This window comes from Agromyces fucosus (assembly GCF_004134865.1).
Classification (GTDB): Bacteria; Actinomycetota; Actinomycetes; order Actinomycetales; family Microbacteriaceae; genus Agromyces; species Agromyces fucosus.
Map to the genome: position 1 here is coordinate 587,846 of NZ_SDPO01000003.1, position 20,975 is coordinate 608,820.

Sequence of the window (20,975 nt, forward strand, 5' to 3'; positions counted from 1 at the left end):
TCGCCCTGGTCGCCGCGTTCGGCGTCAGGCGCTCGGCACCGGCCCGCTGCGCACCGGCCCGGTGCTGTCGCGCACCACGAGGTGCGTCGGAATGAGGACCTTCCTCCTCGTGTCGGGCGCGCCGTCGATGAGCGAGAGCAGCAGCGACGTGGCATTGCGGCCGACCTGGTCGAAGTTCTGGTGCACGGTCGTGAGGGCGGGCCAGGACACGGCGGCCTCCTCGGCGTCGTCGAAGCCGACCACGCTGACGTCCTCGGGCACGCGCAATCCGCGTTCGCGGATCGCATGGATCACGCCGAGCGCCATCTGGTCGTTGCCGGCGAAGACGGCGGTGGGCGGCGGTCCGTCGGCGAAGAGCTCGCGGGTCAGGGCGAGTGCCGACTGCGCGCTCCAGTCGCCGACGAGCACGGGGCGGGCCTCGAGGCCGGCCTCGGCCATCGTCGTGCGATACGTCTCGGCACGCCGTCGCGCCGAGAAGGAGATCTCAGGGCCAGAGACGTGCACGATGTCACGATGGCCGAGATCCAGCAGATGCCGCACGGCGAGCCCGGAGCCCTGCTCCTGGTCGGTGTCGACGATCGTGTACGGCAGCATGGCGTCGGAGTCGACGATCACGAGCGGCAGCCCCAGCGTGACCTTGAGCTCGTCGAGCGAGCCGACTTCGGCCGACATGACGAGGATGATGCCGTCGACGGCCTGCTCCTCGAGACGGCTGAAGGCACCCGCGACGTCGAGCTTGGTCGGGTCGGTGACGGGCAGCAGCGTCGTCGTGTACCCGGCCTTCTCGGATGCCTCGGCGACGGCGTTGAGCGTCTGCTCGTTGCCGAGCGTCGCCAAGTTGAACGTGACGAATCCGATGCTGCGGAACTTGCCCGACTTGAGGTTCCTCGCCGCGCTGTTCGGGCGGTACCCGAGCGCCTGGATCGATTCGAGCACGCGATCGCGAGTCGTCGGTCGCACATTCGTCTGGCCGTTCGCAACGCGCGAGACGGTCTGCGCGGAGACGCCGGCGTGCGCGGCGACGTCGTAGATCGAGGCGCGCCCCTTGGGCTGCGACCCGGGTTCGGACGGAGTGTTCGATGCCGGCGTCATGGTAACGCAAACAATACCCCGTGGCATCCGTTGGAAGGAATCTTGAGACATGACTGACACCCCCGACTTCGGCGTGGTGATGCGGGCCGGCGGCGTCTCCCTCGTACTCGACCTCGGCGATCGCGGACTGCCGGCGATCGTGCACTGGGGTGCCGACTGCGGAGACCTCGATGCTCGCGGCTTCGCCGGGCTCGCGGTGACGGGCGTGCTGCCGGTCGCGGCCAGTGAAGTGGACGTTCCCGTGCGCATCTCGATGCTCCCCGAGCACGCTCGCGGCTGGATGGGACGCCCTGGCCTCAGCGGTTCGCGCGCCGGCGCGGCCTGGTCTCCGCTCTGGCGCACCGTGACGATGGCGCTCGACGGGGTGCCCCTCGGGATGCCCCTCGACGGGGCATCCGATGGCGGTGTCGTGAACCATGGCGCCGGCACGCTCGTCGTCGATGCCGTCGACGAGGTCGCCGAGCTCGCGCTCACCCTCACCGTCGAGCTCGGCGTGTCGGGCATCGTCCGCACCCGCGCCGCGGTGCGGAACCTCGGCGCCGAGGTCTACCAGCTCGACGACCTCCTGCTCTGCCTGCCGACGCCGGCGATCGCGAGCGAGGTGCTCGACTTCGCCGGACGCTGGGGTGGCGAGCGAGCCCCGCAACGACGCGCGGTGAACGTCGGCGCGCACCGGCGCGAGAGTCGTCGCGGTCGCACTGGACTCGACGCGGCGACGATCCTCTCGGTCGGAACGCCGGGCTTCGGGTTCGCCGGTGGCGAGGTGTGGGGCGTCCACACGGCATGGTCGGGCAACCACGTGCACCAGGTCGAACGTGTGCTGAGTGGTGAGCAGCTGCTCGGCGGCGGCGAGCTGCTGCTGCCCGGCGAGGTCCGCCTCGCGCAGGGGGAGTCCTACGAGAGCCCCTGGGTGTACGGCATCTACGGCGCAGGTCTCGACGATTCGGCCCGGCGGATGCATCGCCACCTGCGGGCCCGCCCGCAGCACCCCCGCTCGCCGCGCCCGGTCACGCTCAACGTGTGGGAGGCGGTGTACTTCGACCACGACCTCGACACGCTCCTGGCCCTCGCCGAGAAGGCGGCCGACGTCGGCATCGAACGCTTCGTGCTCGACGACGGATGGTTCGGCGGACGCCGCAGCGATCGTGCGGGTCTCGGCGACTGGACCGTTTCGGACGCGGTGTGGCCCGACGGCCTGCACCCGCTCGTCGACCGCGTCCGCGGGCTCGGCATGCAGTTCGGGCTCTGGTTCGAGCCCGAGATGGTGAGCATGGACTCCGACCTCGCGCGGGCCCACCCCGAGTGGATCATGGCCACCGGCGACCGGCTGCCCGTGGAGTCGCGGCACCAGCAGGTGCTGAACCTCGGCATCCCCGAGGCGTACGACCACGTCCGCGACGCCATGTGCGCGATCCTCGACGAGTACGACATCGCGTACCTCAAGTGGGATCACAACCGCGACCTCGTCGACGCCGGCACGCAGCCGCTCGGCCGCCCCGGGGTACATGAGCAGACGCTCGCGTACTACCGGCTCGTCGACGAGCTGAAGGCGCGCTACCCCGAGCTCGAGATCGAGTCGTGCTCGTCGGGCGGCGGTCGCGTCGACCTCGCGGCGCTCGAGCGCACCGACCGCGTCTGGGTCTCCGACAACAACGACCCGATCGACCGCCAGCAGATCAACCGGTGGACGACCCAGCTCGTGCCGCCCGAGCTGATGGGCAACCACATCGCCTCGGGCGCCTCGCACACGACGAACCGGCTTCACGCGCTCTCCTTCCGCGCGATCACGGCGCTGTTCGGGCACCTCGGGGTGGAGTGGGACCTGCGGCACGCGAGCGAGGCCGAGCTCGCCGAGCTCAGCGGATGGATCGAACTGCACCGGGCGAACCGCGAGCTGCTGCACGGCGGCGAGCTCGTGCGCCTCGACCACCCCGACGCCTCGCTGTCGCTGAACGGCGTCGTCGCGGCCGACGGGTCCGCCGGCCTCTTCGCGTTCGTATCGCTGTCGCGCGCGCCGGTGGCGAGCCCCGGACGCATCCGGCTTCCGCGCCTGCTCCCGTCGGCACGGTACCGGGTCGAGCCCCTGCTCGTCGGCGGGCTCCCGCACGGGGCCGACACCGCGCCGTGGTGGGAGCTCGGACCGGTCGAGCTGAGCGGGGCGGTGCTCGGCTCCGTCGGCCTGGTGATGCCGGCGCTCCGGCCCGAGCAGGCGGTGCTGCTCCGCGCCGAGCGGGCCGACGAGGTCGACGGGGGCACCAGCGGCAGCCGCACCGCGTGAGCAGCGGCATCCTGCTCGCCGTCCTCGGCGCCGCGCTGCTGCACGGCAGCTGGAACGCGATCGCCAAGGCGATCCCGGCCCGGCTCGTCTCGTCGGCGCTGATCGGACTCGTCTACTTGGCGGCGGGGGCGGTCGGATGCATCGTCTTCCCGTTCCCGCCGGAGGCGGTCTGGCCGTACCTCCTCATCTCGGCCGCCGTGCAGACGCTCTACCTCGTGCTCCTGACGGCGGCCTACGCGAAGTCGGAGTTCGGCCGCACGTATCCGCTGACCCGCGGCATCGCCGTGCTCGGCATCACGCTGATCTCCACGACGTTCCTCGGCGAGCGCATGACCCCGGCCCAGATCATCGGGGTCGCGGTCGTGGCGATCGCGTTGTTCGCGCTGTCGTGGTCGCCCGCGGGCCGGGGCGGGAAGGCCGGAACCCTGATGGCGGTCGCCGTCGGCATCACGATCACCGCCTACTCGGTGATCGACGGCATCGGCGTCCGCCTCTCGGGCGAGCCGTTCGGCTACGCGTCATGGCTGTTCCTCATGCAGGGCGTCTCGATCCCGCTCGTCTGCTTCCTCCTGGAACGCGATCGGCGCGGGATGCTCCGGGGCATGCGCGAGCACGCGCCGATGGGTGCGCTCGGCGGCATCCTCTCGCTCACCGCGTACACGATCGTCGTCTGGGCGCAGTCGCTCGCGCCGCTCGCGATGGTCTCGGCCCTGCGCGAGACCGGAGTGCTCGCAGCCGGCGTGATCGGCTACTTCGTGTTCCGCGAGCCGTTCAGCAGGTGGCGGCTCACGGCGACCGTCTGCGCGGTTTCGGGGATCGTCGCGATCCGGCTCGGCGGGTGACATGGCGTCGTTCGCCGTGGTCGGGCGGCGCCGCGCTGCGGCCGGTGGCCGCGCGGCGTGATCGCCCGCCGGCGGGGTGGCGGCGACAGATCACTCAGATCGCGTGAGGGACGGATCGGGGGACACCGTAGATTCTGGATCGCACGTGGGGTGCCTCCGGGTACACCTCGTCGGACTCGTCGCGGGGGCGGCGAGGACATCCAGGTCGAAGGGGAACCGATGTCACGGGTAGGCACGCAGCTGGACACGCCAAGTTCATCGTCGCGTTCAGGCTTGATGGTCGTGTTCGCGACGGTGCTCACGCTCGTCGCCGGGCTGGCGCTCGCGCCACAAGCGGCGTTCGCCGGCCCGGGGAGCCTCGTCGGCGGTGTCGTATGGGCCGACACGAACCGGGACGGCGTGCGGGATGCCGGAGAGCCGGTCCAGTCCGGGGTCCCCGTCGAGCTGCTCAGCTCGCCTGGTGGGGTGGTCGTGGCCACCACCACGACGAGCGCGGTCGGCGCGTATTCCTTCGCTGGCAGCGCCGACGGCAGCTATATCGCGCGCGTCACGGCGCCCGGTGCCTTCATCCTCCCCGCAGCGGCGACAGGGGCCAACGACTTCGTCCGGGCCGGCCAGCCGGCGGCCGGTCAGCCCGAACGGGGTGTCTCCGCGCCGTTCGCGATCGCGGGTGCCACCCAGGTCACCGCGCTGGATGCCGGCCTGCAGCCGATCGCGAGTCTCGTGGTCGAACGGCTTCCTCTGGCCAACGCCTGCGACGGCTTTGCGCTGACGGGGGCGCCTCCGTTCAATGCCACCGACGCGCCCGGCAAGGACACCGGCACGAGCAACTGCGTCGTGCGCACCGAGAACACCGTCATGCAGCAGTACGCGGCGTCGCTCACGGGGCTGCCCAGCGGGGCATCGGTGCCGAATGTGATCATCGAGTTCACCATCGCCTCGTCGGACGGCGCGAAGCTGAAGCTGGTGGGGCCAGGCCTCGACGGCATGCCCGCGGGTTGCCTCGACGCGGCCAACGGAGCCAATCCCCCCTCATCGCGCACGCTCAACCCCGACGGGTCGATCACCGTGCGCTGCAACTTCGGCACGATGTCGTCCAACGTCGGGGCGTTGCAGGTCTCCTACCAGTTCGCGGGGGACACGCCGATCCCGTCGCACGCGAGCATTTCGGCGCGTGCGTACGCGGCCGGCGGGCAAGCAGCTGCTTCGAACACGGTGCAGGGTCCGGTGGTCGAGGTCACAGGAACGGCGCAGTGGGATCTGAAGAAGACGGTGTACACCGGCAATGGCACGTTCAGCACGGGGCCGTCCTTCACCACGCGCACCATTGGCGGAACGCAGGTCTCGGGCTACATCATGCGGTACCAGTTCACCATCACCGATCTGCTGGCCGGAGCCGGCGGCAGCGACCTGGTGTGGCCGGTGTCATTCGTCGATGTGATGCCTGAGTTCCCGAATGCACGGATCGACGCGTGCCGCCCGACGTTCGCCCCGTGGGACCCCGTGGGCGGAACGTCAGCGTGGACACTCACCTGCCCCCCTCTGACCGAGGTGCAGGGCGCTGACGGATGGAACCTCAGCATCAAGCCCAACAACGCTGCGGCTGCCGACAGCGGTGTGGGGCACATGGTGATGGACGTGTTCATCCCCCTGGACGACATGAACCGGGCGATCGACCCGGCCTGGCAGCCGGGCGACGACACCCCCACAGGTACGTTCGACTTCGCGAACCGGGCGCAGGACACGGATCACTGGGCGATCAACGGTGGCGCGCTGAACTACGGCGACGGACGCGAGCCCGGCTGGAACGGCACCGGCAACAATCTCGCCGTGCGCCAATCGAACGCGGCGCCGCCGCAGTGGGACCTGCTGAAGTACTTCGGTGGCAACCTCGTGTTCAGCACGGAGACGGTCGCAGGCGTGCGCACTGACGGGTACTTCATGGACTACATGTTCAGAGTCACCGACCTGGCCGGTGCTGAGAACGTGGCTCCCTGGCTGGATCTTCCCGTCACATTCAAAGACCGCCTCGTCAGCCACCCCGGCGCGATGCTTCTGAGCTGCCGTGACCTGCAACCCGACGCCAACGTCGCCAGCGTGGTCTGCCCGACGAACCAGGTTCAGCCCGCCGACGGCTGGACGATCTCGGCGACGCCGAATCGGCGGGGCTTCGAGGGGCGGCGGATGGACTTCATCGCCCGGATCTTCATCCCGCTCGCCGAGATGCCCAGCGACCCGTGCACCAGCAACATCACCATCGACCTCCGCAATGAGGCGGTCGGCTCCGAGAACTGGACGGTCGGCGGCCAGCCGAACAACCCGACGGGCCTCAATGGTGCACAGCCTGGCTTCGAGCCCGGGTGGGATGGCACCACCGCCACTGGCAACAACCTCGACGCGAGCAAAGTGCGGCCCGCGGCAGGCCAGTGCGGCTCGCTCGCCGGCAACAAGCAGTTCATTCGGAACGGGCATGATTTCAGCGGTAGCGCGACCTGGGGTGGCGACACCATCCTGTCGTTCGTCTCCCTTAGCGCGAACAACAACCGCGTCAAGGTCGACGCCACCAAGATGATGCTGTGCGACGTGTTCGACGTGTCGGTGTTCGAGCTTTCAGACACTCTGCTGCCGCAGATGGGGTCCTACCCCTCCGGGGTCAACGTCAACCCGGCGAACTACGTGATCGAGTACTCGGTCGGGCCCAACAATGTGAACACGCAGGCCGGGCCCCGCGTGAGCGGTTACTACCCGATCGAGAGGACCTCCCTCACGGCCGCGGCGACAGACTGCCGCAACGCCGCGGGACCGTGGTCGACCAATCCGGCCGCGGACTTCGGACCGGACTGGAAGGACCACGTCAACATGGTGCGGGCCCGTCCGATCGACCCCGCCCATGTTGAGGTCGGGCCGTTCGCGGCTCACCTGTTGTTCAACCTCCAGACCCGCACGTTCTACAACGGCGGCCCGAACGCAGGTGAGGCGATTCCATCGGGTGTTCGCCTGACCAACATCGGCGGCTGGCCGGCAGGTGTGACCGGAGCCATCTGGGGCACGGTCCCGAAGGAGATGTTCTTCACGGGCATGCAGCTCGGCGTGCAGAAGACGGTGCCGCAGGCGACGTACCTTCCGGGTGCCTCGGTGGTGTGGGATCTGAATACCTGGATCGGCCGCACAACCGTGGGCGCCACGCTGCGCAATCTGCGGGTCGTCGATACCGTGCCCGTCGGGCTGAATTTCGATCTGGCGTGCACGCAGAACCTGTTGCCCACCGGGGTGACGGTGAACTACGACTCGCAGACGCGGAAGGCGACATTCACCGTCGGTGACGTGCTCATCACGACGGCACCGCAGCACAATGTCGGCCTGCTGAAGATCTGCACGACCGTGGACACGTTGGCACAGCCTGGCGACCCCTACGTCAACACGGTGCAGGCGATGGCCGACAACGCGGAGAACCAGCCCACCGACGATGCGGCCATCACGATCGTCGGGTCCGGGCAGCTCGGCATCACCAAGAGCGTCGACAAGCCGTTCGTGGCCTCTGGTGAGACGTACACCTGGACGGTCGACTGGGGGAACACCTCGACGGAGATCGCGTTCCAGGCGCCGGATGTCATCGACGTGCTGCCTTGGAATGGCGACGGCGACGCGGCATCCGGATCGGCACGAACGCAATACGAGTCCGACTACACCGGCCTGGTACAGCTGACCGGCCCGCTCGAGGCGCCCACCTACGTACGCGGGGGCACCGGAGTCGGCAACGACGTGGCGGGAACCTGGTACTACTCGACGGCGGATCCGTCGACGGTGAACCACGATGCGCGGCATGCGTCGAACGCCGACCCGGCCGCGCCCGGTGGACTCTGGAAGACGGCGGCGGAGATCGCCGACTTCGACGACGTGACCGCGGTGCGCTTCGTGTCGAACGAGCCCTTGCCGCAATCCTCACGCGTGCGATCGTCGATCCCCATGGTCTCGACCAGCAACGGCCTCGACAACGTCTACGTGAACAAGGCCATGATCTTCTCCGCGACGTTCCCCGACCAGCCGCTGCTCTCCACCGAACCGTACGTGCTGATGCCCGGGTTCACGCTCGGTGACCTGGTGTGGGCGGACCTCAACGGCAACGGCAAGCTGGACGGCACCGAGCACGGCGTACCCGGTGTGACGGTGCAGGTGAAGAACGCGAACGGCGACGTCGTCGCGACCGTCGTCACCGACGCAGCCGGCCGCTGGTCGGTCGCGGCGATCGCGGCCGGCGAGTACACCGTGCACATCCCGCCGGCGATGTTCGCCGCGGGCGGCCCGCTCGCCGACACCGTGGTGCGGACGGTCGGGTCGAGCGGCGCAAACAACCCGAACGAGAACGCCGACAACAACAACACCGCAGCGGCCGACCCGGCGGCGACGGGCCTTACGAGCACCCCGGTCACCATGTCGTACGACTACGTCGGCGACGACCTGGTCGGCGGCAACGGCCCCGCGGGTGACGACGTTGCCGGGCTCGGCGGCGAGGTCATCCCCGACTCGTTCACCACCTTCACCGTCGACCTCGCCGTCATGCCGGCACCCTCGGTCGACATCGAGAAGGCGACGAACGGTCAGGACGCCGACGACCCGGCCGGCCCGACCGTCACGGTCGGCGGGCAGGTGCGGTGGACCTATGTGGTCACGAACACCGGCGGCGTAGACCTGACGAACGTGACCGTCACCGACGACCTCGTCGATGCGGACGACATCGACTGCGACGGCACCGGCAGCAACGTCATCCCGGGGCCGTTGGCTCCGGATGCATCGTTCACGTGTGTCGCGACCGGCACGGCGACCGCGGGTCCGTACGAGAATCTGGGCACGGTCACCGGCCTCGATCCGACGCAGGTCGAGGTGACCGATGACGACCCGTCGCACTACTTCGGGGTGCAGCCGTCGATCGACATCGAGAAGGCGACGAACGGCCAGGACGCCGACGACGCGCCAGGCCCGAACGTCACGGTCGGTGGCGCGGTGCGCTGGACCTATGTCGTCACGAACACGGGCAACGCAACGCTCACGAACGTGATCGTCACCGACGACCTGGTGATGGCCGCTGACATCGACTGCGACGACACCGGCGGCAACGTCGTCGCGGGCCCGTTGGCACCGGATGACTCGTTCACCTGTGTCGCGACCGGCACCGCGACCGTGGGGCAGTACGAGAACACCGGCACCGTGACCGGCGCCGGCCCCGAGTCGACCGACGTCGACGGAAACCCGGTCGCGGGGGCGCTGGTGACCGATGAGGATCTCTCGCACTACTTCGGCATCCAGCCCGCTATCGACATCGAGAAGGCCACCAACGGCCAGGATGCCGACGAGGCGCCCGGGCCGAACGCGGCTGCAGGCGGCGATGTGCGCTGGACGTACGTGGTGACGAACACCGGCGACACGTCGTTGACGAACGTGACGGTGATCGACGACGTGGTCGCTGCAACCGAGATCGACTGCGATGGCACGGGCGGCAACGTCGTTGCCGGTCCGTTGGCTCCGGATGCCTCCTTCACCTGTGTCGCGAACGGAACGGCGACGGCCGGGCAGTACGAGAACCTCGGCACGGTGACCGGCACCGGTCCGGAGACGACCGACGTCGACGGAGATCCGGTCGAGGGGACGGTGACCGACGAGGATCTTTCGCACTACTTCGGCATCCAGCCGTCGGTCGATATCGAGAAGGCGACAAACGGCCAGGACGCCGACGAGGCGCCCGGCCCGAGCGTCACGGTCGGGGGCGCGGTGGAGTGGACGTACGTCGTCACCAACACCGGCGACGCACCGGTCACGAACGTGACCATCACTGATGACGTGGTGGCCGCGGACGACATCGATTGCGACGCCACTGGCAGCAATGTCATCGCCGGGCCGTTGGAGCCCGGTGACTCGATCGAGTGCACGGCACACGGCGCGGCTACCGCCGGTCAATACGCCAACCTCGGCACGGTGGCAGCGACAGGACCCGTGACGACCGATGTCGACGGCGCCGAAGTCGCCGGCGCGGTCGCGACCGATGAGGACTGGTCGCACTACGTCGGGGTCGTCGTGGCCGTGCCGCCGCAGAACCCGCCGAAGAACCCGCCGGCCGCCGGCTCCGGCGCCGATCTCGCAGGCACCGGCGTGACGATCGGCCTCCCGATGGCGGCAGGAGCCATCCTCCTCGGCGGCGGCCTGGTGTTCATGCTGCTGGCGCGACGGCGCAAGGCTGATCGCTCGATCGACTGAAAGGTCGACTGAGCGCAGAGAGAAGCCCCGGCACCCGATCATGGGTGCCGGGGCTTCGTGCATCCGAGCGTCCCGCTCGGCCCCAGGCTTCAGCGGCTCAGGTCGACGCCGCCCGCAGAAACCAGAAAGCCCCCGGCGAACCGGGGGCTTTCGATGGTGGCTCCGACGGGCGTCGATCCCGTGACCTCACGATTTTCAGTCGTGCGCTCTACCAACTGAGCTACAGAGCCTCGAGATGACGAATCACCCCGAATAAGGAGAAAGCCCCTTCTCTCGTAAGGGAAAGGGCTTGTCGCCTGAGCGACCCTGACGGGACTTGAACCCGCGACCTCCGCCGTGACAGGGCGGCACGCTAACCAACTGCGCTACAGGGCCTCGTGATGCCTTTCGGCACCGAGTGTTTTCAGTTATAGATCTTGCCAATTATACGTACTGGTCGTGCAGTGACCCCAACGGGATTCGAACCCGTGCTGCCGCCGTGAAAGGGCGGTGTCCTAGGCCACTAAACGATGGGGCCGGAGGGCGTTCCCTGGGTCACGCCCGCCGACAGCCAAGCATACGTGCAGTCGGCGCAGATGGCAAAACGAGGGTCGCGGATGCCTCGGCGCCCGCCACGCGGCATCCGCGGACATGCGCTCGAAATGCCCGGAATGCGCCGATCCCGCGCCTATCGTGGGGCTGCCAGTGCCCGAACCGAGAGTTGAGGAGCGCGGGGACCCGAGCCCGCGTGGACGGGGAATGATGTACCGCACCGCAGACCGAACACCCGCAGGCCGAGCTCGAACGAGCCCGGTTCCCGGGGGAGCCCGGGCCGTAGCGCGACCGCGGACGATGCAGCGCCTCGTCGCCGTCGTCGCGATCCTCGCCGCTGCGCTCGTCGTGCCGATCGTGGCACCGCCCCAGTCGGCGGTCGCCGCGACCTACCCGAGTTGGGACGAGCTGCAGGCGGCGAAGGCCAACACCGCGGCGGGCGCCGCAGCGGTCGAGCAGGTGACCGCACTCATCGCGGAGCTCGAGGTGAACGTCGAGGTCACGCGGGCCGAGGCCGAGCGCCGCACCGACGAGCTCTTCGTGGCCCAGCAGAAGTACGACGAGGCCGTCATCCGGGCCGATCAGATCCAGGCGCAGGCCGATGCGTCGGCAGCGGAGGCGCAGACCGCGGAGACGAACGCGGGCCAGGTCGCGGCGCAGCTCTACCGGTCGGGCGGCAGTGACGTCGGCGTGAACCTCTTCCTCGACGCCGGAGACTCGCGGGCGACCGACGCGCTGCTCTCCAAGCTCGGCAACATGGAGAAGATGGTCGAGCGCACCTCGAGCATCTACGACCGTGCGCAGGAGAAGAAGAACACGGCCGAGGCGCTGAGCGGTCAGGCGGAGGTCGCGCAGGCCGAGCGCGAGAAGCTGCGCATCGCCGCCGAGGCCGCCCTCGTCGCGGCGCAGGAGGCGCAGGCCGCCGCCGAGGCGGCGCTCGCCGAGTCGCAGGCGAAGAAGATCGAACTCGACGCCCAGCTCCGTTCCTCAAGGACACGGAGGCGAAGACCGCCGCGGCCTACCAGGAGGGCGAGCGGATCCGCCAGGAAGAGGAGCGCAAGCGACGCGAGGAGGCCCTGCGTGCCGGCACTCCGGGCACGCCGGCGTCGTCGGGGTGGGCGAAGCCCGCCGCCGGCCGCATCACGGGCGACTTCGGCCCGCGATCGCCGATCTGCTCGGGCGGTGGGTGCTCCGGCTCCTTCCACTACGCCGTCGACCTCGGCACCGGATGCTCGTCGCCGATCTATGCCGCGAACAGCGGGGTGGTGACCTTCTCGGGCTACTCGGGCACGTACGGCAACTTCATCAAGATCGACCACGGCGGCGGCATCTCGACGGGTTACGCCCACATCCGCGACGGCGGCAGGTTCGTCGGCGTCGGCGAATGGGTCGAGGCCGGGCAGAACATCGCGTCGAGCGGCACGACCGGTGCATCCGACGGATGTCACTTGCACTTCGAGGTCTACAGCGGCGGGAGTCGCATCGACCCGCAGCCGTTCATGGCGGATCGGGGGATCTACTTTGGCTGAGAATCGCACCAGGCCGGTGTCGCGAGTGAAGCCCGCGACCGTCTTCTCGGCGGTCGCCGTCGGCGCCGTCACGGCATCGGTCGTCGCCGCGGGCGGGCCCGCCATGGCCGAGCCCGACTACCCCTCGTGGAGCGAGATCGAGCAGGCGAAGGGCAACGAGGCCACGAAGCAGGCCGAGATCGCTCGCGTCGGCGAGCTGCTCGCCGGTCTGCAGCAGGTGGCGGATGCCGCGGTGCAGGCGTCGCAGATGGCGGCCGAGTCGTATCGCATCGCCGTCGACCAGCGCGACCGTGCGGCGGAACGCGAGACCACGCTCGCCCAGCAGGCCGACGAGGCCGATGCCGTCGCGGAGATCTCCAAGATGCGGGCCGGCCTCCTCGCCGCCCACCTCGCGAAGACCGCGGGCAACGACCTCACCTCCGAGCTCGTCTTCTCGGGCGAGGACACCGACGGCCTGCTGAAGCAGCTCGGCATGGCGTCCAAGCTCGGCGAGCAGTCGCAAGCCGTCTACGAGCAGGCCGTCGCCGATCGCAACACGGCGGATGCGCTGCGGGCGCAGGCCGCGGAGGCAGCTGTGGAGCGCACCAGGCTCGCCGCGCTGGCGGAGGCGAAGGCCAACGAGGCGCACGCCGCCGCGGAGTCCGCGATGGCGGCCGTGGCCGCGCAGGAGCAGCGCTCGGCCGAGCTCTACGCGCAGCTCGCGACGCTCAAGGACACGACGGCCGAGCTCGAGCGGGAGCGCGTCGAGGGACAGGCGCAGGAGGCCGCTCAGGCGGCGCTCGAGGCGAGCCGCCCGCCGGCGCCGACCCCGCCGTCCGGCGGCAGTGGCGGTGGCGGTGGGAACAGCGGCGGCGGCACGCCTGCGCCGAATCCCGATCCCGCACCGCCGAACGCGAGCGCCGTCGAGACGGCGATCTGGTTCGCGAGCCAGCAGCTCGGCGAGCGATACGAGCTCGGCGGTGCCGGCCCCGACGTCTGGGACTGCTCGGGCCTCACGCGGGCGGCGTACGCCGCGGCGGGCATCGGCATCGGCACGCACTCGGCGACGAACCAGTACTACACGCTCGCGGGTCGAGGGAAGGCCGTCTCGCTCGGCAACGTGCAGCGCGGCGACCTGCTCTTCTGGGGCGGGGGCGGAAGCTACTACCACGTCGCGATCTACCTCGGCGGCGGACGCATCCTCGAGGCCCCCGACTACGGCAAGCCCGTGCGCGAGTGGCCGATCTGGGGGAGCCCCTCGGCCGCGGCGCGGCCGGCCGGCTGAGCCGGACCAGACATACACAGGCGACCGACGCACCCTGCGACCGGACGCACGCAGAAGGGGCGGGCCACTCGGCCCGCCCCTTCTGCGTACGGATGTCGCGAGCCCGCGACATCCGCTTCGTTCATGTCCGGTCTCAGTGACCGGGGAACGCCTCGATCGCCTTCTGGATGAGCGACTCCGCCTCGGCCGCGTCGGCCCAGCCCTCGGTCTTGACCCACTTGCCCGGCTCGAGGTCCTTGTAGTGCTCGAAGAAGTGCTCGATCTCCTTGCGCGTGAACTCGGGGATGTCGTTCACGTCCTGGATGTGGTTCCAGCGGGGGTCGCCGGCCGGCACCGCGATGACCTTGGCGTCGCCGCCGCCGTCGTCGGTCATGTGGAAGACGCCGACGGGGCGCACCTTCACGCCGACACCGGGGAAGAGCGGGAACTCGAGCAGCACGAGCACGTCGAGCGGGTCGCCGTCGTCGCCGAGGGTGTTCTCGAAGAAGCCGTAGTCGGTCGGGTAGACGAAGGTCGTGTAGAGCACCCGGTCGAGGAAGACCCGGCCGGTCTCGTGGTCGACCTCGTACTTGTTGCGGCTCCCCTTCGGGATCTCGATGACGGCGGCGTACTCGCCCATGTGGTTCTCCTTGATCGTGGAAGCACTGTCTGGAAGCTTCGTCGCCCGCGCGGGGCGCGGAATAAGGTTACTTGATGCCTTCTGACCAGCAGACGGATGCCGCGGCTCCCCGCCGCCCGCGCCTGACCCCGCCGATCGCCGACGTGCGCCGCGCGGTGCGTGCCGTGCTTCCCCCGGGAACGGATCCGGTGCGCCGAGTCGAAGGAACAGACGCACAACACGCCGATCCCGACTCCGGCGTGTCTCCCGATCTTCCTGCGACTCAGCGTGAGCTCGTGCTCGTGGCCCTCTCGGGCGGCGCCGACTCCCTCGCGCTCGCCGCGGCCACGGCGTTCGAGGCGCCACGCGCCGGATGGCGCGTGGGCGCCGTCGTCGTCGACCACGGGTTGCAACCGGGGTCGGCCGAGGTGGCCGAGGCCGCAGCGGCGACCGCGCGGGCACTCGGTCTCGACCCGGTCGTCGTGCGACGCGTCGAGGTCGCTTCGACCGGCTCAGCGAGCAAGGGCGGACCCGAGGCATCCGCTCGCGACGCCCGCTACGCCGCGCTCGACGCGGCAGCCGTCGAGACCGGCGCGGCGCTCGTGCTGCTCGGTCACACGCTCGACGACCAGGCCGAGACCGTGCTGCTCGGACTCGCTCGCGGTTCGGGTGCGGCGAGCCTCTCCGGCATGCCGGCGCGCGCCGGGCGCTACGCCCGCCCGCTCCTCGGCATCCGGCGGGCGGACACCCGGCAGGCCTGCTTCGACGCCGGCCTGACCCCGTGGGACGACCCCCACAACCTCGACCCCGCCTACGCCCGCGTACGAGTGCGCGAGCGCGTGCTGCCCGTGCTCGAGGCCGAGCTCGGGCCGGGCGTCGCCGAGGCCCTCGCGCGCACGGCCGAGCAGCTCCGCGAAGACGAGGCGGCCTTCTCGGAGCAGATCGAGGAGTTCATCGAGGAGATCTGCGAACCCGCCGAGGCCGGCATCGCGATCTCGGTCGGCGCCCTCGCGGCGAACCCGGCGGCGCTGCGGCAGCGCATCATCCGCCATGTCGTCGGCAGCGAGTTCGGCGTCTCGCTCTCGCGGGCGCAGACGCTCGAGGTCGCGCGCCTCGTGACCGACTGGCACGGGCAGGGGCCGCTCGACCTGCCGGGGGGCGTGCTCGCCACGCGAGCCGGGCGGCACGTCGTGCTGAGCATCACCGGGTCGACCGAGATCCTTCCCCACGACCACTGAGCGGTCCGACTGCGGGTTGAGCGTGTCGAAACCGCCCCTGCTGCCGGTTCCGGCAGGCTCAACCCACAGGGACCGACGGCGTAGGCTCGGTGCATCCGTTCGCCGCGCACCCACGGCGAACGCGCCACGATCGCCCCCACAGGAGAGCAGGCCATGTACGCGAACGAGATCGAAGCCGACCTGACCGAGGTGCTCGTCACCGAAGCCGAGATCCACGCGAAGCTCGCCGAGCTCGCCCGCCGCATCGAGGCCGACTACGAGGGTGAAGACCTGCTCCTCGTGGGCGTGCTGAAGGGTGCGGTCATGGTCATGGCCGACCTCGCACGCGAACTGCGCGGGCACATCAACATGGACTGGATGGCGGTCTCCTCGTACGGCGCCGGCACGCAGTCGTCGGGCGTCGTCCGCATCGTGAAGGACCTCGACACCGACCTCACGGGTCGCCACGTGCTGATCGTCGAGGACATCATCGACTCCGGCCTGACGCTCAGCTGGCTGCTCGGCAACCTCGAGTCGCGCGGCGCGAAGTCGGTCGAGATCTGCGCGCTGCTCCGCAAGCCCGACGCGGCCAAGGTCGCGGTCGACGTCAAGTACCTCGGCTTCGACATCCCGAACCAGTTCGTGGTCGGCTACGGCCTCGACTTCGCCGAGAACTACCGCAACCTGCGGGATGTCGCGATCCTCGCGCCGCACGTCTACTCCTGACGTTCGCCGGGGCCCCGAAGTCGCCGGCACGCCGATGGGGGAGAGGCCCTAGAGTCATCGCATGGGCCAGGGCCGGCGCCGCGACAGGGTACGCGACGCTGCCGCCGCGTTCACGAGCAACTGGCGCAATCCCAACCTGCGCCGCGCCCAGCTCAGCTTCCTCGGGGCATGGACCGCCGAGTGGGCCTTCACGGTCGCGCTCGGCATCGTCGCCTACCGCGACGGCGGCGCGGTGGCGCTCGGTCTCGTCGGGCTGCTCCGCATGGTGCCGTCGGCGATCCTCGCCCCGTTGCTGTCGCCCATCGCCGACCGGGGGCGTCGCGAGCGGGTGCTCGTGCTGGTGTCGATCGTGCGCGGACTCGCGACGGCCGGCGCCGCCGTGGTGGCCGCGGTCGCCGGGCCTCCGGCCGTCATCTACGCGCTCGCCGTGCTCTCGACGATCGCCGCGACGCTCTACCGCCCGGCGCACTCCGCCCTGCTCCCGTCGCTCTGCCGGACCGGGCACGAACTCGCGAGCGCCAATGTCGTGCGGGGACTGCTCGACTCCGCGGCCACGCTCGTCGGCCCGCTGCTCGCCGCCGTGCTACTGCAGTTCACCGGGGTCGACATCGTGTTCGCGGTTGCCGCTGCCGCCTCGTTCTGGGCCGCGGCCCTGCTCGCCCGACTGAAGTACGACGCACCGCCGCGCCCTCCGGCGCCGAGCCGTCCGAACCTCGCGAGGGAGGCGGCCGAGGGCATCCGCGCGGTCACGGCCAACCGAGACCTGATGCTCATCCTCGGGCTCGCCGCGGCCCAGGCCCTCACGAGGGGCGCCCTCACGGTGCTCTCGGTGGTGGTCGCGATCGAGCTGCTCGGCACGGGGGAGCCCGGGGTCGGTGCGTTGATGACCGCGGTCGGCGTCGGTGCGGTGCTCGGCTCGCTCGCGGCATCCCTGCTCGTCGGCACTGGTCGGCTCGGCGTCTGGTTCGCCGTCGGGGTGGGGCTCTGGGGCCTGCCGTTCACCCTCGTCGGCCTCGCCCCCGCCGAGGCGCCGACGCTGGTGCTCCTCGCGTTCGTCGGCGTCGGCAACGCCCTCGTCGACGTCGCCGGCTTCACGCTCATCGCCCGCATGGCTCCCGACGAGGTGCTCGCGCGCGTCTTCGGGGTACTCGAGAGCCTCGTCGCGATCTCCATCGGCATCGGCGCCGTCGTCGCCTCGTTCCTCGTCGAGTGGTTCGGCGTGCCGGCCGCGCTCATCGCGATCGGACTCGTGTGCCCGGTGCTCGCGATCCTCTCGCTGCGGCGGCTGCGGGGCATGGACCGCACGGTCGACGTGCTCGACGACGACATCGAGCTGCTGCAGCGGGTGCCGATGTTCCGCACCCTGCCGCTGCCCTCGATCGAGCAGCTCGCGCGCGGACTCGAGCCGGTCGGGGTCGCCGCCGGTGCCGCCGTGTTCACGCAGGGCGACGTCGGCGAGCGGTACTACGTGATCGAGTCCGGTGAGGCCGACGTGGTCGGCGACGGCCGGGTCGTCGCGACGCTCGGCCCGGGCGAGGGCTTCGGCGAGATCGCGCTGCTGCGCCGCACCCGCCGTACGGCCTCGGTCGTCGCGAGGAGCGCCCTCGGTCTGCGGGCGCTCGGCTCCGATCGATTCCTCCCCGTCGTCCTCGGCTACACGGCGAGCGCGCAGGCGGCGGCGGTCGTCGTCGACGAGCAGCTCGACCGGTACTCGCCAGGCGAACGAACGGATGACGACCCGGCGTCCTGACGACCCGGGCAGACGACCCGAACAGGGGTGTTGAGAACTCCTCGACTCGGTGGGATCGTGAGGCATGGACTCCGGCCGTGCCGCGCTGCTGATCGCCGACATCGGTGGCTACACCGACTACATGAGCTCCCATCGCATGAGCCTCGCCCACGCCGAGGTCAACACGGGCCGCATGCTCGAGCGCATGATCGACGCGGCCCCGGGATTCGACCTCATCGAGATCGAGGGCGACGCCGCCTTCCTCTCGCGGCGGGTCGACGACGAGCATGCGGATGCCTCGATCCCCGAGATCCTCGACGCCGCCGTCGCGATGCACCGCGCCTTCCACCTCGAACGCCGGTACGTCACGGCGAACCTGTGCCCGTGCAAGGGGTGCAAGGGCGCCGCCGACCTCAAGCTGAAGTTCGTGGCGCATGTCGGCGAGGTCGCGATCCAGACGATCCGCGACCGCATCAAGCTCGTGGGCATCGATGTCATCCAGGTGCACCGAATGCTGAAGAACCCGGTCGACATCCCCGAGTACGTGCTGCTCTCCGAGGAGCTCTACCTCACCGCAGAGGACTCGGTGCCGAAGCCGGTGCGCGAGGTGGCGCCCGAACTCGAGGGCTTCGGCACCGTGCGCGCGTACTTCGTCGACGTGGGCGACCTCGATCGGACCCCCGAGCCGATGCCGTCGCCCTCGTGGCCGAAGCGCATCGGGCAGACGTTCGCCGCAGTGGGCCCGGGGCTCCCATACATGCTCGGAATGCGCGACACCCGCCGCGCGGCATCCGCTCTGTGAGTCGTCGGCAGTCGCCGCTCGGGCGGGCCGTGACCGCCCTCAGCGAACACTCGGCCGCCTTTCGGCAAGCGCGATGTAGCCTGTGAGCACCATGAACATCAAGAAGATCCTGCGCGGGCCGATCGTCTACATTCTGCTCGCCATCGTCGCCGTGTGGATCGGGTCGAGCCTCATCACCGCATCGGGTTTCAAAGAGGTGTCGACGCAAGAGGGCCTCGACCTCCTGAACGACGGCAAGGTCGCCGCGGTCAAGATCGTCGATGGTGAGAACCGCGTCGACCTGACCCTCGCCAAAGAGGACGACAAGCTCGGCAAGCAGGTGCAGTTCTACTACGTGACGCCGCGCGGTGCCGACATCGTCGCCGCCGTCGACGCGGCCGACCCGGCAGACGGCTTCAACGACGAGGTCCCGCAGCCGAACTGGTTCCTCTCGATGCTCGGCATCCTGCTGCCGCTCGTGCTCATCGGCCTCTTCTTCTGGATCATGCTCTCGGGCATGCAGGGCGGCGGCAACAAGGTCATGCAGTTCGGCAAGTCCAAGGCGAAGCTCGTCTCCAAGGAGAGCCCGAAGGTCACCTTCGACGACGTCGCCGGCGCCGAGGAGGCGATCGAGGAGCTCCACGAGATCAAGGAGTTCCTGAAGGAGCCCGCGAAGTTCCAGGCCGTCGGCGCGCGCATCCCCAAGGGCGTGCTGCTCTACGGCCCTCCCGGAACCGGCAAGACGCTGCTGGCCCGCGCGGTCGCTGGCGAGGCCGGCGTGCCGTTCTACTCGATCTCGGGTTCCGACTTCGTCGAGATGTTCGTTGGCGTCGGCGCATCCCGCGTGCGCGACCTCTTCGACCAGGCGAAGCAGAACGCTCCCGCCATCATCTTCGTCGACGAGATCGACGCGGTCGGCCGCCACCGCGGCGCCGGCCTCGGCGGTGGGCACGACGAACGCGAGCAGACCCTCAACCAGCTGCTCGTCGAGATGGACGGCTTCGACCCGAAGACCAACGTCATCCTCATCGCGGCGACGAACCGCCCCGACATCCTCGACCCCGCGCTGCTGCGCCCCGGCCGCTTCGACCGCCAGATCGGCGTCGACGCCCCCGACCACAAGGGGCGGCAGAAGATCCTCGAGGTGCACTCGAAGGGCAAGCCGCTCGCCAACGGCGTCGACCTCGAGGTGCTCGCTCGGAAGACCCCGGGCTTCACCGGTGCCGACCTCGCGAACGTGCTGAACGAAGCCGCGCTGCTCACGGCGCGCTCGAACGCGCAGCTCATCGACAACCGCGCCCTCGACGAGGCCGTCGACCGCGTCATCGCCGGCCCGCAGCGCCGCTCCCGCGTCATGAAGGACAAGGAGAAGCTCATCACGGCCTACCACGAGGGCGGACACGCACTCGCGGCGGCGGCGATGAACTACACCGACCCCGTGACGAAGATCACGATCCTGCCGCGCGGCCGCGCACTCGGCTACACGATGGTGATGCCGCTCGAAGACCGGTACTCGGTCAGCCGCAACGAGCTGCTCGACCAGCTGACCTACGCGATGGGCGGGCGGGTCGCTGAAGAGATCGTGTTCCACGACCCGTCGACCGGCGCCTCGAACGACATCGAGAAGGCCACCTCGACGGCCCGCAAGATGGTCACCGAGTTCGGCATGAGCTCGAGCGTCGGTGCGATCAAGCTCGGCCAGTCGGGCGGTGAGGTCTTCCTGGGCCGCGACATGGGCCACCAGCGCGACTACTCCGAGCGGCTCGCCGAACGGGTCGACACCGAGGTGCGCTCGCTCATCGAGCAGGCGCACGACGAGGCGTGGCAGGTGCTGAACGACAACCGCGACATCCTCGACAAGCTCGCGGCCGAGCTCCTCGAGCAGGAGACGCTCGACCACACGCAGATCGCCGAGATCTTCAAAGACGTGAAGAAGCTGCCCGAGCGCCCGCTGTGGCTCTCGAGCGACAAGCGCCCGGTCTCCGACCAGCCGCCGATCTCGTTCCCGACCGAGAAGATGCCGATCGATCAGGGTGCCGTCGACGGAGGGGTCGACTCCGACCAGCTGCCCGTCGAAGACGAGGCGCCGGCGCGCGCACCGAAGTCGAACCCGCGGCCCGCGACCGCCTAGTCGCGGGC

13 protein-coding genes and 3 tRNA genes are annotated in these 20,975 nt (G+C 69.9%); 11 read left to right on the plus strand and 5 right to left on the minus strand.

The features are described 5' to 3' along the window. Nucleotides 1–24 precede the first annotated feature (24 nt). A complete protein-coding gene (locus ESP57_RS14200) occupies nt 25–1,092 on the minus strand; it encodes a LacI family DNA-binding transcriptional regulator (RefSeq protein WP_129232050.1) in 1,068 nt (355 codons plus the stop codon). 49 nt (nt 1,093–1,141) lie between these two features. Between ESP57_RS14200 and ESP57_RS14205 the strand changes: the two genes are divergently transcribed. From ESP57_RS14205 to ESP57_RS14215, 3 genes are all read left to right on the plus strand, one after another. Continuing rightward, on the plus strand, nt 1,142–3,370 hold the full coding sequence (locus ESP57_RS14205) for an alpha-galactosidase (RefSeq protein WP_129232051.1): 2,229 nt from the start codon (nt 1,142–1,144) through the stop codon (nt 3,368–3,370). Next, nucleotides 3,367–4,212, plus strand: coding sequence for a DMT family transporter (locus ESP57_RS14210; RefSeq protein ID WP_243648538.1), 846 nt, complete (start codon nt 3,367–3,369; stop codon nt 4,210–4,212). Before ESP57_RS14205 ends, ESP57_RS14210 begins: the two co-directional genes overlap by 4 nt. A gap of 276 nt (nt 4,213–4,488) precedes the next feature. After that, nucleotides 4,489–10,461: a DUF7507 domain-containing protein gene (locus tag ESP57_RS14215; protein WP_207904569.1), complete on the plus strand. Its 5,973-nt coding sequence runs from the start codon at nt 4,489–4,491 to the stop codon at nt 10,459–10,461. A 154-nt stretch (nt 10,462–10,615) separates the two neighbouring features. Here the strand turns inward: ESP57_RS14215 and ESP57_RS14220 are convergent. From ESP57_RS14220 to ESP57_RS14230, 3 genes are all read right to left on the minus strand, one after another. Next, nucleotides 10,616–10,691: transfer RNA gene (locus ESP57_RS14220), tRNA-Phe, on the minus strand. A gap of 71 nt (nt 10,692–10,762) precedes the next feature. Continuing rightward, nucleotides 10,763–10,836 (minus strand) — tRNA-Asp (locus ESP57_RS14225). Between the two features lie 69 nt (nt 10,837–10,905). Further along, nucleotides 10,906–10,978 (minus strand) — tRNA-Glu (locus ESP57_RS14230). Nucleotides 10,979–11,292: 314 nt separating this feature from the next. Here ESP57_RS14230 and ESP57_RS18755 point away from each other — a divergent pair. From ESP57_RS18755 to ESP57_RS14240, 3 genes are read left to right on the plus strand one after another with little or no spacing between them, the layout of a single operon-like run. After that, nucleotides 11,293–12,261 (plus strand): coiled-coil domain-containing protein, encoded by a 969-nt coding sequence (locus ESP57_RS18755; protein ID WP_243648539.1) that lies wholly within the window; start codon nt 11,293–11,295, stop codon nt 12,259–12,261. Continuing rightward, a complete protein-coding gene (locus ESP57_RS18760) occupies nt 12,234–12,521 on the plus strand; it encodes a M23 family metallopeptidase (RefSeq protein WP_243648556.1) in 288 nt (95 codons plus the stop codon). The genes ESP57_RS18755 and ESP57_RS18760 overlap by 28 nt, the downstream gene beginning before the upstream one ends. Before the next feature lie 16 nt (nt 12,522–12,537). Further along, nucleotides 12,538–13,785: a C40 family peptidase gene (locus ESP57_RS14240; protein WP_129232053.1), complete on the plus strand. Its 1,248-nt coding sequence runs from the start codon at nt 12,538–12,540 to the stop codon at nt 13,783–13,785. Between the two features lie 133 nt (nt 13,786–13,918). Here ESP57_RS14240 and ppa read toward each other — a convergent pair whose 3' ends face one another. Beyond that, complete coding sequence (gene ppa / locus ESP57_RS14245) at nt 13,919–14,404, minus strand: inorganic diphosphatase (protein WP_056011139.1); 486 nt, start codon at nt 14,402–14,404, stop codon at nt 13,919–13,921. Nucleotides 14,405–14,478: 74 nt separating this feature from the next. Here ppa and tilS point away from each other — a divergent pair, with 74 nt between their 5' ends. From tilS to ftsH, 5 genes are all read left to right on the plus strand, one after another. Then, nucleotides 14,479–15,621, plus strand: coding sequence for a tRNA lysidine(34) synthetase TilS (gene tilS, locus ESP57_RS14250; protein WP_129232054.1), 1,143 nt, complete (start codon nt 14,479–14,481; stop codon nt 15,619–15,621). 153 nt (nt 15,622–15,774) lie between these two features. Further along, the gene (gene hpt / locus ESP57_RS14255; RefSeq protein WP_129232055.1) at nt 15,775–16,326 is read left to right on the plus strand and encodes a hypoxanthine phosphoribosyltransferase; all 552 of its coding nucleotides are present in this window, start codon (nt 15,775–15,777) and stop codon (nt 16,324–16,326) included. 61 nt (nt 16,327–16,387) lie between these two features. Further along, nucleotides 16,388–18,076 (plus strand): MFS transporter, encoded by a 1,689-nt coding sequence (locus ESP57_RS14260; RefSeq protein ID WP_129232056.1) that lies wholly within the window; start codon nt 16,388–16,390, stop codon nt 18,074–18,076. Nucleotides 18,077–18,140: 64 nt separating this feature from the next. Continuing rightward, nucleotides 18,141–18,857 (plus strand): DUF2652 domain-containing protein, encoded by a 717-nt coding sequence (locus ESP57_RS14265; protein WP_129232057.1) that lies wholly within the window; start codon nt 18,141–18,143, stop codon nt 18,855–18,857. Nucleotides 18,858–18,948: 91 nt separating this feature from the next. Then, nucleotides 18,949–20,967, plus strand: a complete 2,019-nt coding sequence (gene ftsH, locus ESP57_RS14270) for an ATP-dependent zinc metalloprotease FtsH (protein WP_056011123.1) — start codon at nt 18,949–18,951, stop codon at nt 20,965–20,967. The last annotated feature ends 8 nt before the right edge of the window (nt 20,968–20,975 follow it).

Bases quoted from the DNA above. Each gene is read 5' to 3' on its own strand.
- hpt (WP_129232055.1), top strand. From the start codon at position 15,775: ATGTACGCGAACGAGATCGAAGCCGACCTGACCGAGGTGCTCGTCACC.
- ESP57_RS14265 (WP_129232057.1), top strand. From the start codon at position 18,141: ATGGACTCCGGCCGTGCCGCGCTGCTGATCGCCGACATCGGTGGCTAC.
- ftsH (WP_056011123.1), top strand. From the start codon at position 18,949: ATGAACATCAAGAAGATCCTGCGCGGGCCGATCGTCTACATTCTGCTC.
- ESP57_RS14215 (WP_207904569.1), top strand. From the start codon at position 4,489: ATGGTCGTGTTCGCGACGGTGCTCACGCTCGTCGCCGGGCTGGCGCTC.
- ESP57_RS14200 (WP_129232050.1), bottom strand. From the start codon at position 1,092: ATGACGCCGGCATCGAACACTCCGTCCGAACCCGGGTCGCAGCCCAAG.
- ESP57_RS18755 (WP_243648539.1), top strand. From the start codon at position 11,293: ATGCAGCGCCTCGTCGCCGTCGTCGCGATCCTCGCCGCTGCGCTCGTC.
- ESP57_RS14205 (WP_129232051.1), top strand. From the start codon at position 1,142: ATGACTGACACCCCCGACTTCGGCGTGGTGATGCGGGCCGGCGGCGTC.
- ppa (WP_056011139.1), bottom strand. From the start codon at position 14,404: ATGGGCGAGTACGCCGCCGTCATCGAGATCCCGAAGGGGAGCCGCAAC.
- tilS (WP_129232054.1), top strand. From the start codon at position 14,479: ATGCCTTCTGACCAGCAGACGGATGCCGCGGCTCCCCGCCGCCCGCGC.
- ESP57_RS14260 (WP_129232056.1), top strand. From the start codon at position 16,388: ATGGGCCAGGGCCGGCGCCGCGACAGGGTACGCGACGCTGCCGCCGCG.